At 62.7% G+C, this 11,400-nt stretch carries 11 protein-coding genes; 5 read left to right on the top strand and 6 right to left on the bottom strand.

Going from position 1 to position 11,400, the window contains the following annotated elements; translation table 11 throughout:
* The 6 genes from ACFMO5_RS09070 to hisG all read right to left on the bottom strand — a co-directional run.
* A partial coding sequence (locus ACFMO5_RS09070) for a cbb3-type cytochrome c oxidase subunit I (RefSeq protein WP_376792429.1) occupies positions 1-842 on the bottom strand: 842 nt, incomplete at its 3' end.
* Positions 843-860: 18 nt separating this feature from the next.
* Positions 861-1,379 carry a cytochrome C oxidase subunit II gene (locus ACFMO5_RS09065; RefSeq protein ID WP_376792428.1) on the bottom strand — a complete coding sequence of 173 codons (519 nt, stop codon included), beginning with the start codon at positions 1,377-1,379 and terminating at the stop codon, positions 861-863.
* Positions 1,380-1,512: 133 nt separating this feature from the next.
* On the bottom strand, positions 1,513-1,653 hold the full coding sequence (locus ACFMO5_RS09060; RefSeq protein ID WP_376792427.1) for a hypothetical protein: 141 nt from the start codon (positions 1,651-1,653) through the stop codon (positions 1,513-1,515).
* Positions 1,654-2,040: 387 nt separating this feature from the next.
* Complete coding sequence (gene hisB, locus ACFMO5_RS09055; protein WP_376792426.1) at positions 2,041-2,637, bottom strand: imidazoleglycerol-phosphate dehydratase HisB; 597 nt, start codon at positions 2,635-2,637, stop codon at positions 2,041-2,043.
* On the bottom strand, positions 2,624-3,727 hold the full coding sequence (gene hisC, locus ACFMO5_RS09050) for a histidinol-phosphate transaminase (RefSeq protein ID WP_376792425.1): 1,104 nt from the start codon (positions 3,725-3,727) through the stop codon (positions 2,624-2,626). The genes hisB and hisC overlap by 14 nt, the downstream gene beginning before the upstream one ends.
* Before the next feature lie 30 nt (positions 3,728-3,757).
* Positions 3,758-4,744, bottom strand: a complete 987-nt coding sequence (gene hisG / locus ACFMO5_RS09045; RefSeq protein WP_376792424.1) for an ATP phosphoribosyltransferase — start codon at positions 4,742-4,744, stop codon at positions 3,758-3,760.
* A 494-nt stretch (positions 4,745-5,238) separates the two neighbouring features.
* On the opposite strand from hisG, the gene carA reads away from it, so the two are divergent.
* The 5 genes from carA to ACFMO5_RS09020 all read left to right on the top strand — a co-directional run.
* Positions 5,239-6,363 (top strand): glutamine-hydrolyzing carbamoyl-phosphate synthase small subunit, encoded by a 1,125-nt coding sequence (gene carA / locus ACFMO5_RS09040; RefSeq protein WP_376792423.1) that lies wholly within the window; start codon positions 5,239-5,241, stop codon positions 6,361-6,363.
* 18 nt (positions 6,364-6,381) lie between these two features.
* Positions 6,382-9,639 carry a carbamoyl-phosphate synthase large subunit gene (gene carB, locus ACFMO5_RS09035; protein WP_376792422.1) on the top strand — a complete coding sequence of 1,086 codons (3,258 nt, stop codon included), beginning with the start codon at positions 6,382-6,384 and terminating at the stop codon, positions 9,637-9,639.
* A gap of 76 nt (positions 9,640-9,715) precedes the next feature.
* The gene (locus ACFMO5_RS09030) at positions 9,716-9,994 is read left to right on the top strand and encodes a hypothetical protein (protein ID WP_376792421.1); all 279 of its coding nucleotides are present in this window, start codon (positions 9,716-9,718) and stop codon (positions 9,992-9,994) included.
* A 297-nt stretch (positions 9,995-10,291) separates the two neighbouring features.
* Positions 10,292-10,780, top strand: coding sequence for a permease (locus tag ACFMO5_RS09025; protein ID WP_376792420.1), 489 nt, complete (start codon positions 10,292-10,294; stop codon positions 10,778-10,780).
* A gap of 285 nt (positions 10,781-11,065) precedes the next feature.
* Positions 11,066-11,400, top strand: a 335-nt coding sequence (locus ACFMO5_RS09020; RefSeq protein ID WP_376792419.1) for an MFS transporter, incomplete at its 3' end; no start/stop codon positions are given.

Below are 11,400 nucleotides of genomic sequence, written 5' to 3'. Positions count from 1 at the left end.
AACAGGATGTACAGGACGAAGGCCAGCCGGCAGAGCTTTTCATTGATTGGGGTGGCACCGACGGTGATGGCGGCCAGGGCGTACCATACGGCCACCATCGCGGCCAGGTTGATCTGCTGAGCTGGATGGCCGAAGCCCCAGAAGAGATTGCGATAGAAGCCCGGGTCATAGGTGCGTAGCCAGCCAAGGGACCAGAAGAAAGCGGGTATGAAAGCGATCGCTCCGGAGAGCAGGGTGTATGTAGCGATGATCGCCGCCGTCGCCAACCCGAAGACCACCAAGGGGACCGAGCCGGTGTAGCGACCCTCCAGGCGGGCGATAAACAGGTTCCCGAAGAACAGCGCCACTGCGATCAGGGCTCCGAGGGCGAAGAGGATGACCCCCAAGTAGAACAGGGGATGAGCTTTTAAGGGCACATAAGCGGTGAACATGACATCAGCCTGCCCGGCGAGGACGATCCCGTTCACGATGAGGGCGCCCAAGAGCATGAAGGCGAAGGCAATCTGGGCGGCCCGCGGGCTCACCAGTCGGGCGTTAAGGAGGACGGTGCTTCCGAAATAGAGCCCGGCCACCTCGAAGAAGACAATCCAGGCAACCAGCATATTGAAGCCATGGGCAGTTACCAGGCGATAATACCAAGGGGCCGGCAACAGGTGAATAGCCTCCCAGCGGGTCAGCGCGAGAAGCAACCCCATAATCCCGCCCACCAGAAGGAAGACCACCGCCGCCGTGGCGTTGGCGATAATCATTCGCTCCGCCGCTAGATCCACCCGCAGCCGGGTCACCGGACACACCCGAAAGGCCGCGCGTTCTTCCCCAACGGGAATGGCTTCAACCGCCATGACCCCCTCCTTCTCCGCTTAATCGGTCACCAGGATGCGGCCGACCATCACATGGTGCCCGAGATAACAAAACTCATTACATACAATGGAGAATTCCCCACTCTCCAGCGGTGTGATGGTCGCCACCTGGACGTATTCCGGCAGGATCTGTAGATTCAGGTTGAGCGGCTGAATGGAAAAGCCGTGCTGGACATCAATGGAAGAGATGTGGAGGCGATAGCTCTGGCCTTTCTTCAGCTTGAGGATCGGATACCACTGCCATTGGCGGGCTAAGAGGTAAACGTCTCCAGGGGGCGGCTCGACGATGGGGATCCCTTTCTCTACACCCACTTGGTATTTTTGGGCGAACTCTTCCACTCGCTGCCGAAACTGAGCCGGCGAGACCCGATAAGCGGTCGCCGGGACATTATGGCGGCCGAAGGCCAGCCAAATCGGCATCATCGCGAACAAGACAAGGCACCAGGCGAAGGCCAGCAGCAGCCATGTTCGCTCAAGCCGATCCAGGGGCCGCCACCACACCCGCGGCGGTGCGAACATGAGCGCCCTCCTTTCTTGTTCATCGGGGGATTTGGTGACTTTTCTCTCTTCAGGACCTTGGCCTGCAGGGTTTATCCGTTCTCAAACACCCTGGCCATCACCTCGATCTATGGAGTGGAAAGGCGACGAATCTTTATGGTAGAAGGGGGGTTCGCAATAAATCCATCAAGCCCCAGATGTTGTAAAGCACCAGGCTGATGAGCAGGGAGAGGAGAAACAGGAAGAAAAGCTCATCGAAGATCGCTTGACCCAGGGGTACACGCTCTTTTTCCATCAGATCCCTCCTTTCCATTCCTGTACGCGAGGGCGAGCGTTGAGCGGGGGAATGCGTGGAGCGCTTTCTCACTTTAAGTATTTTCAGGAGGCAAATCAAGGGTATGATTTTCGTCATATAATTTGGATTATTCCGATCCAATTTAACGCTCTTAATGCCGCCAGGGGGGCATTTTGCGGCTGGATAACAGCCTTCCGACCCTGAAGAGCCGATGGCGTGCGGTCAGTGAACCTATCCGCTATTGAAAACGGGGGAATTGAGGAGCAAGCCTGTTCTCTTAATTAGCAGGAATGGGGGGCCTTCATCTCTTTCGCTGACCCAGCCGATTCCCTCCGAAGACCGTCTGGCCGGGAGGCCGAAGGCCACCGGCCCCGCTCCACCCATTATTTAAGGACCGAGGGCCCCCTTGGTGGAGGGGACATCGCTTCGACGAGGATCGATGCGCACAGCCGTGTCCAGAGCCCGGCCCAGGGCTTTGAAAAGCGCCTCCGCCCGATGGTGATCGTCCCGTCCATACAGCAGTCGGGCGTGCAGGTTCATTCGGGCGTGGACCGCCAGGGTCTCCAGGAAGTGGGAGATCAGGGAAGTGGGCAGTGCCCCGATGGCCGGGCCGGTGAAGGAAAGATCCAGGACAGCATAGGGCCGCCCGGAAAGATCCACCGCCACAAAGGCCAACGCCTCGTCCATCGGCACATAGGCGTGCCCCATCCGCACGATCCCCTTTCGATCCCCCAGCGCCTCATCGAAGGTCTGTCCCAGGACGATCGCCACGTCTTCCACCGTATGATGGGGATCGACATGCAGATCCCCCCGAGCCTGGATCTCCAAATCGAAGAACCCATGGAAGGCCAGATGGTGGAGCAGATGATCCAGGAAGCCGATGCCGGTTTCCACCTGCGCCGTTCCCCGCCCATCCAGCCGCAGGAAGATCGTGACCTCAGTTTCCGCAGTGCGCCGATGACGGCGGGCCTCACGGGCGCCCATGCGAAGCCTCCTCTGAGATCTCCATTAAGGCATGGAGCAGCGCCTCCGTGTGCTCCGGGCGTCCGACGGAGATCCGAAGGTAGTTCCGCAAAGCCGGTGTGGTGTAGCGGCGGGTCAGGATCCCACGCCGCAGGAGCCCCTCCCACAGGCGGTGGGCGTCCTGTCCGATCACCCGGCACAGGATGAAATTCGTGTGGCTGGGGAAGGGCTGAAGGAACGGGAAATCTTGTAGGGCCTGGTATAGCCGCTCCCGCTCGGCCACCAGGCGGGCGACGTTCCCCAGGAGATAGTCCCGGTCCTCCAGCGAGGCCAGGGCGGCCTGTTGGGCGGCCAGGTTCACATTAAACGGCGGGCGCACCTCATCGTAGGCGCGGACCAAATCCGGATGCATCAGCGCGTAGCCCAGCCGCAGCGCAGCCAGCCCCGCCCACTTGCTGAAGGTCCGCACGATGATCAAGTTCGGATGTTGCGGGAGCCAGCCGGCAAATGTGTGGCCGGAGAACTCGAAGTAGGCCTCGTCCACGATCACCACAACCTCCTCCGCGAGGAGGCCTCGAAGGATGTCCTCCGAGAGCAGGCGGCCATCCGGATTGTTCGGGGAGGCCAGGAAGATGGCGGCCGGCCGGTGGCAGCGGACCGCCTCGAAGAGGGCGGCGGAAGGGATCTCGAACGCCTCATCCCGGTGGACCACATGGACCTGGCCCCCGTGCCAGCGCACGGAAAGGGCATACATTTCAAACGTCGGTTCGACGATCAGCGCGGCCCGCCCGGGCCCAACGAAAAGGCGAGCCAAGAGGTCGATCACATCATCCGCCCCGTTGCCCAGGGCGATCCACTCCGGGCCCAGCCCGGTGTATTCCGCCAGGGCCTGGCGCAAGGCCTTCCCCTGGGGGTCCGGATATTGATGCCAAGCCCCTTGGGCCAGGGCGGCGGAGGCCCGTGGGGACGGCCCGTAGGCGTTCTCATTGGCGTGGAGCCGGATCAGCCGGTCTAAAGGCACCCCATAAGCGGTCGCCAGGTCCTCTGGTGAGACGGACATGCTGTAGGTCAATAGATCCCGGAGATCAGGCCGAAGCCAGCGTTCGATCACGGAAGCGCCTCCTGAGCGGGATCCATCTCTCTAAGAGAACGCGTCAAGCTGCTCCAGCACCCGTTGCCAGCGTGGCGGTTCTTCCTCGAAGATATAGGTCACGGGGGCCACGACCACGCCGCTGCCCCCGATGGTCCGCAATTGCTGGATCGCCTCATTCAGGCGGTCTTTGCGCACGATGATATGGATGGCGAACCAGCCCGGGTCCTCTTGACGGACGTAGACGCGGGAGATCGTCGGCCCTTGAAGGCCGCCCAAGTCGGTCTGTGTAAATAGACGGCGGGCGATGGCCTCGGCGGATTCCCCCCGCATGTTGGCGAAGAGCATGTAATGTCCTTCAGCCCGCAGATGGGCCTCGAAGAACTCCACCAGCTGCCGGGCCACCGCCAGGACCTCCGGTCGGGTTTGCAAAGCGGTGCGGTTTGCGATCAGGCAGGCCTGGGCGTGAAGGATCACGCCGTCGCGCAGCGGCTTGAGCCGGTTGTCGTGCAGCGTGGTCCCGGTGGTGGTGAGGTCGGCGATCAGATCGGCGTAGCCGATGCTGGGAGCTACCTCCAAGGTCCCCTCGGAGACCACCAGATGGAATTCGGTGATCCCGTGTTCCCGGAGGAAGCGGCTCACCAGATTTGTAAAACGTGTGGCGATCCGGAGGGGGTGACCTTCCTGGGCGCGGGACCGGGCCAGGGCGGCCAGCTCCGCGATGGTCTCCACTGGCCAGGCTTCCGGGACCGCCAGGACGAGGTCGCAGTGGCCGTAATTCAAGGCCTCGTGGAGGATCAGGACCCGCGGGTCGTGGTCCAGGCGTTCCATCACCACGTCATAGCCGGTGATGCCGAAATCGACCCCCCCATCCCGGACGCTCAGGGGGATATCGCCGGCTCGCTGGAACAGGACGCTCACTCCAGGCAACGCTGGGATCCGGGCGACATACTGCCGAGGATTGGCTTTCTCCACCGCCAGGCCGCACGCAGCCAGGAACGCCAGGGTGGGTTCCTCCAGGCGCCCTTTACTGGGCAATGCGAGGCGGATCTCCTCTGGAGCCCTTCCGGTAGAGCGTAAAGAACTCAACAAGGGAATGCCCAAGGTGATGACCCTCCGCTTAGCGATTTCTTTGGCTTGATGTCCGATTCGCGCATGTTCTAGCGCTTTGTCCACTTTGGGAGGTTGGGGGCTGGGCCACTCGCTCTTTCCATCTCATATCCCCAAAATGAATATGGATGAAGCACGAGGTGTTCCCTGCTCCTTGACGGTGCTCCAACGGCTGGACGGGCCTTCTCCCTTTCCTCCCCCAGTGCCCTTGCGGCCGCAGGAGGAGGAACCAACTGTGTGATTTTAATTTTACGTGAGATCCGCATGTGCTGGAGGAAAGACGTGTGGCCGCGCATTCCTTTAGGGAAGGGATCCCTGCGGTTGAAGCGCCCACGCTTTGGGATCCGGTCTCTCCTTGACACCTGGAGGGATCCCTTTTAAGATTCCGCCCCAAATGGGTTCCCTTGATCCGAGGAGGTGCAATGCAGGGGGTTCTGGCGCTGGAGGATGGAACGGTCTTCATCGGCCGGGCCTTTGGGGCTCGTGCGACGGTGGTGGGCGAGGTGGTGTTCAACACGGCGATGACGGGCTATCAGGAGATCCTCACCGATCCCTCCTATCGAGGCCAGATGGTGGTGATGACCTGTTCCCATATCGGGAACGTGGGAGTCAACGATGAGGATGTGGAAAGCGATCGCCCCCATGTGGCCGCCTTCATCGTCCGTGCCCTGAGCCCGATGGTTTCGAATTGGCGGGCCGAGGAGAGCCTTGATGCTTATCTCGCCCGCTATGGAGTCCCTGGCCTGAGCGAGATCGATACCCGGGCGCTCACCCGGTTGATCCGGACGCGGGGTGCGATGAAAGGGGCCCTGTCCACCGAGGAAGGTGCAGACCCAGAGGCGTTGGTGGAGATGGCCCGCGCTTGGGAGGGCCTGGAGGGCCGGGATACGGTACGGGAAGTGACCTGCGCCACGCCCTACGTCTGGAACCTGGGTTCCGGCAGCTGGCAGCCCCACGGGTTCCGGCCGGATCTCGAGCCGCGTCGTCGCGTCGTGGTCTACGACTTTGGGGTCAAGCGCTCGATTCTCCGCCGCCTGGCGGACCGCGGCTGCCAGGTTACGGTGGTGCCGGCTTACACGCCCCCTGAGGAGGTCCTCCGGATGGCGCCGGACGGGATCGTCCTCTCCAACGGTCCGGGGGATCCCGCGGGGCTTCCAGAGATTGTGAGCATTGTGCGCCGATTGTTGGAAGCCGAGGTCCCCATCTTCGGGATCTGCCTGGGGCACCAGCTGATCGCCCAGGCGATCGGGGCCCGGACCTACAAACTCCCCTTCGGCCACCACGGAAGCAACCACCCGGTCCGGGAGGTGCCCACCGGCCGGGTGCGGATCACCGCCCAGAATCACAACTACGCTGTGGATCCCGACACCTTGGACCCTCGGCGAGCGGTGATCACCCATGTGAACCTCAACGACGGGACGGTGGAGGGCCTGATGCTAAAAGATCGGCCGGTGTTCTCCGTGCAATATCATCCGGAGGCCAATCCAGGCCCCCATGATGCGGACTCTCTGTTCGACGAATGGATCCGTCGATTGGGGAAGGGATAAAAGGGAGGGAGCCTGTCGATGCCACGGCGCACGGACATCCGCTCGATCTTGGTGATCGGTTCGGGGCCGATTGTGATCGGCCAGGCTGCTGAGTTCGATTACTCCGGCACTCAGGCCCTCAAGGCCCTGCGGCGGGAGGGCTATCGGGTGATCCTGGTGAACTCGAACCCGGCCACCATTATGACGGATCCGGAGTTCGCGGACGCGACCTACATCGAGCCCTTGGTGCCGGAGATCGTGGAGCAGATCATTGCCCGAGAGCGGCCGGATGCCCTGCTCCCGACCTTGGGCGGCCAGACGGCACTGAACCTGGCAATGGCCCTCTACGAGAGCGGGGTGTTGGAGCGATATAGGGTGGAGCTGATCGGCGCCTCCCCTCAGGCCATTCGCATCGCCGAGGATCGGCTGGCGTTCAAGGAGGCCATGGAGCGGGCCGGCTTGGAGGTCCCCCATAGCGTCCTCGCCCGCTCGATCGAGGAGGCGCTGGCCTTCGCGGAGCGCGTCGGCTATCCGGTGCTGATCCGTCCTTCCTTTACATTGGGTGGAACGGGAGCGGGGATCGCCCGTTCCCGCGAGGAGCTGATCGATCGCGTCGATTTCGCGCTGCGCCTCAGCCCGGTGGGCTCCGCCCTCATCGAGGAGTCCCTGCTGGGTTGGAAGGAATTTGAGCTGGAGGTCATGCGCGATCGCCACGATAACTTCGTGGTGGTCTGTTCCATTGAAAACCTGGACCCCATGGGGATCCATACGGGGGATTCGATCACCGTGGCTCCGGCCCAGACCCTTACCGACAAAGAATATCAGCGGATGCGGGACTGGGCGCGGGCGGTGATGAGCGCGGTCGGGGTGGAGACGGGGGGGTCGAACGTCCAGTTCGCGGTCAACCCCCACGATGGCCGCATGCGGGTCATCGAGATGAACCCGCGGGTCTCCCGCTCCTCGGCTTTGGCCTCCAAAGCCACCGGCTTCCCCATCGCCAAGGTGGCCGCGCTGCTCGCGGTCGGCTACACCCTGGATGAGCTTCGGAACGAGATCACGCGGCGCACGGTGGCCGCCTTCGAGCCGGCCCTGGACTACGTGGTGGTGAAGATCCCCCGCTGGGCGTTCGAGAAATTCCCCGGCGCTGATCCCACCTTGGGGCCCCAGATGAAATCGGTGGGGGAGGTGATGGCGATCGGGCGGACCTTCCCGGAGGCCCTTCAGAAGGCGTTGCGAGGGCTGGAGATCGGGGCCAAGGGGTTCGAGGGGTTCCCTCCGGATCGACGGCCGGCGGACCTGCAAGAGGCGCTGACATGCCCGAACCCAGACCGGCTGCGGGCAGTTCACGACGCCTTAGTGGAAGGAATGCCGGTGGAGGAGATCGCCGCCCTCACCGGCTATGATCCTTGGTTTGTGGCCCAGATGGCAGAGTTGGTGGAGCTGGAGCGGACCCTGCGCCGGTATACCCTTCATACGGTGCCAGCAACTCTGCTACATCGAGCCAAGCGGGCAGGTTTCTCCGATGCCCAGCTGGCCGCTTTCTGGGGATGCACGGAGCTGGAGGTCCGCCGCCGCCGCGAGGCCGCGGGCATCCGCCCCCGCTACGCCCAGGTGGACACATGTGCAGCGGAGTTCGAGGCCTACACGCCTTACCTCTATAGCACCTACGAGGAAAGCGATGAGGCGCCGCCGACCGATCGATCGAAGGTGATCATCCTGGGCAGCGGGCCCAACCGCATCGGGCAGGGGATCGAGTTCGATTACAGCTGCTGTCAGGCGGCCTTCGCGCTGCGCGAGCTGGGGATCGAATCCATCATGGTGAACTCCAACCCGGAGACGGTGAGCACGGACTACGACACCTCGGACCGGCTGTATTTTGAGCCCCTCACCTTTGAGGATGTGTTGAACATCGTCGAACGGGAGCGGCCCCTCGGGGTGATCGTGCAGTTCGGGGGGCAGACGGCTCTCAACCTCACCCTCCCGCTGCACCGGGCAGGGGTGCGGATTTTGGGGACTTCCCCCGATGCCATCGACTTGGCGGAGGACCGGGGCCGCTTCAGCGCCTTGCTGCGGGATCTGGATATCCCACAGCCGGAGCACGGGACCGCCACGTCCATCCAGGAGGCTCTGGCCGTGGCCGAGCGCATCGGCTACCCGGTCCTGGTTCGCCCCAGCTACGTCCTGGGCGGGCGGGCGATGGCCATTTGCTACGATGCGGAGACCCTGACGGCTTACATGCGGGAGGCTGTGTGGGTCTCGCCGGAGCGCCCGGTGCTCATCGACCGCTTCCTGGAGGACGCCTACGAGGTGGAGGTGGACGCGGTGGCGGATGGGAAACGGGTGGTGATCGGAGGCATCCTCCAGCATATCGAGGAAGCCGGAGTGCATTCTGGGGATTCCGCTTGCGTGTTGCCACCGTACAAGATCTCTCGCTATCACCTTCAGATCATTGAGGAATATACTGAGCGCCTCGCCTTGGCCCTGGAAGTGCGGGGGCTGATCAATATCCAGTTCGCCATCAAAGACGATATCGTTTACGTCCTGGAAGCCAATCCTCGGGCCTCCCGCACGGTTCCGTTCATCAGCAAGGCCACAGGCGTCCCCTTGGCCCGGATCGCTACGCGGGTGATGCTGGGGCAGACCTTAGAGGAGATCGGCTTCACGCGCTCCCCGGAGGTCCGCGCGTTCTTTGTTAAGGAGGCGGTGTTGCCCTTCCGGAAGCTGCCGGGCGCGGACGCCATCCTGGGACCGGAGATGAAATCCACCGGCGAGGTGATGGGTTGGGCCGAGCGCTTCGGCCACGCCTTCGCGAAGGCCGAGATGGCCGCCGGGGACACGCTCCCTCTGAGCGGGACGGTGTTGCTCTCAGTGAACGACTTCGATAAGGGAAGCGTGATCAAGATCGCCCGGGATTTCCACCGGCTGGGTTTCCGGTTGATGGCCACACGGGGCACGGCGGAGGTCCTGCGGCGGGTCGGCCTCCCGGTGGAAGCGGTGAATAAGGTCAGCGAAGGCTCTCCCCACGTCGTGGACGCCATCCGGGAGGGGCGGGTGCAGCTCATCCTGAACACGCCGCTGGGCCCGCGGGCCTACACGGACGGCATGCGCATCCGGCAGGCGGCGATCCGCTACGGCGTGCCGCTGCTGACCACTCTTTCGGCGGCGGCCGCCGCGGTGCAGGCGATCCGGGCCATGCGGGAGTCTGCGCTGACGGTGAGGAGCCTCCAGGAGTATTACGAAGAAGCCAAACTGGTGGTGCCCTCCTCACAGTCGAAGGCTTTCTCCGGGAAGGGGTAGTAAAGAAAAGAGCCGAGGACTCTTAGTTCGTCGCGCCTCTTCTAAGAGTTACGCCGTCCTCAGGAGGACTTTGGGGATGGGGCCAGGCGCTTTTACGGAATTTACTACCCTCACCAGTGGAGCGGGCGCCCAGGTGTTCCTGCCCTACCGCCCGGAGGGCGCGTTTTCCCTTGCGGATCTTGGGGATCGGCTCCAGCAGGAGTTAACCCGCGTGGGGCTCTCCATCGCGGCCACTATGGTCGCTGAGGATCATATCGGGATCATCGTTCAAGAAGGACGCCTGGGCAATCGGAGTGTGAGCGGTGGAACGATAGAGATACAATTGGATAGTGTGGGCGTGATGCTGTTCCCCTGATCTGCGGGGCGAATCGATCCCCGCCCATGAGGATATTTTGCATCACCCTCCCCACGGCCCAAGGCCATGGGGAGGGGACGAGGCCGTTCTGCGTATTCAATGTTGCCAGACTGAATAGTTAACCGAAAGATCACCCGGCTCGGTTCCAAACAGCGGAGGTGGCCATCTCACCCCGTAATGACAAGCTTCGGATTCGTGGAATTTCCGCGAGGGGCGGGCCGCTTACGCGGCTGCCCCTCATATAGAATTTTGTCTTCGCAACGAGGCAAGATGAGCTCAAAACGGAGGCGAAGTTCAATGGATGTGGGGACCGTTGTGGTCCTGATCATGGCCGGGGCCATGGTGGGAATCGCCTATGCGCGCGGCGGGGAGGTGGCAGCGGCCGGCTGGCAGGGGACGTTGCGGGCGATACGGGGCTTCCTGCCGCTCTTCCTCGGCATCTTCGTCCTCATCGGGTTCTCGGAGGTCCTGATCCCTCGCGAAGCCATCGCGCGATGGCTGGGGCCGGGGGCAGGGCTGCGGGGGATCCTGATCGCCAGCGGGGTTGGGATGCTGATCCCGGGCGGCCCCTTTGTCTCCTTCCCGCTCATCGCGATGTTATATCGCGCCGGGGCGGGAGTGGGAGCGGTGGTAGCCTTCCTGACCGCCTGGTCTCTGTGGTCTCTGACTCGATTGCCTCTGGAGTTTGCCATCCTGGGCCCGCGCTTGATGGTCGCTCGGCTCATCTCCACCCTGTTTATGCCGCCCCTGGCCGGATGGATTGCTTATCGGTTGTTTGATGGATAGAATGGGCGGAGACAGCGGTTCAGCTTTTGGGGGCGAGTCGGAGGACCGGCTCGCCCCCAAATCCCCACCTGGACACAGGGCTTTTCAAAGCTCGAACGAAGACGGCATAACGGTGAAGAAGGGGACAGCCCCTCCCCCGAAAACCCCAAATTGAAAGCAGTAGCTTGCCAATGGTCAGAACATTGAAAAGCCCAGCACCGGACAACTATCTGCTTGCGGAAGAAGCGTGGCCTTGCTGCTTCCTGGGTAGGGGGAAGGGGGCAGTGAGCGGGTGGAGGGGCAGCGATGAATGCAGGTGACGCTCAATCGATCGCCTCCGCAAGACGGCGGGCTCAGGGGCTGATCCCGCGATCCCCGGATACCTCGTTTTGGCTCCTGAGCGTCCTCGCTTTTGGGGTTTTCATCGCCGCAGACGACCTCACCGTGGTCAGTGCCATGCTTCCCCGTATGATCGTGGACTTCGAGATCCCCTCGGGCCTGAAGGATGCTTCCTGGATCGTCTCTGCCTACCTGATCGCTTACGTGGTGGCGATGCCCCTGTTCGGGCGACTCTCCGACCGCTACGGACGCCTCCAGGTTTACACCGCTTGCATGGCGCTCTTTCTCATCGGATCCATTGG

The sequence above is a fragment of the Thermoflexus sp. genome (genome assembly GCF_042408365.1).
Taxonomy (GTDB): domain Bacteria; phylum Chloroflexota; class Anaerolineae; order Thermoflexales; family Thermoflexaceae; genus Thermoflexus.
This window is presented reverse-complemented; position numbering and strand designations above follow the sequence as displayed.

Bases quoted from the DNA above. Each gene is read 5' to 3' on its own strand.
- ACFMO5_RS09065 (WP_376792428.1), bottom strand. From the start codon at position 1,379: ATGTTCGCACCGCCGCGGGTGTGGTGGCGGCCCCTGGATCGGCTTGAG.
- ACFMO5_RS09060 (WP_376792427.1), bottom strand. From the start codon at position 1,653: ATGGAAAAAGAGCGTGTACCCCTGGGTCAAGCGATCTTCGATGAGCTT.
- hisB (WP_376792426.1), bottom strand. From the start codon at position 2,637: ATGGGCGCCCGTGAGGCCCGCCGTCATCGGCGCACTGCGGAAACTGAG.
- carA (WP_376792423.1), top strand. From the start codon at position 5,239: ATGCAGGGGGTTCTGGCGCTGGAGGATGGAACGGTCTTCATCGGCCGG.
- carB (WP_376792422.1), top strand. From the start codon at position 6,382: ATGCCACGGCGCACGGACATCCGCTCGATCTTGGTGATCGGTTCGGGG.
- ACFMO5_RS09030 (WP_376792421.1), top strand. From the start codon at position 9,716: ATGGGGCCAGGCGCTTTTACGGAATTTACTACCCTCACCAGTGGAGCG.
- ACFMO5_RS09025 (WP_376792420.1), top strand. From the start codon at position 10,292: ATGGATGTGGGGACCGTTGTGGTCCTGATCATGGCCGGGGCCATGGTG.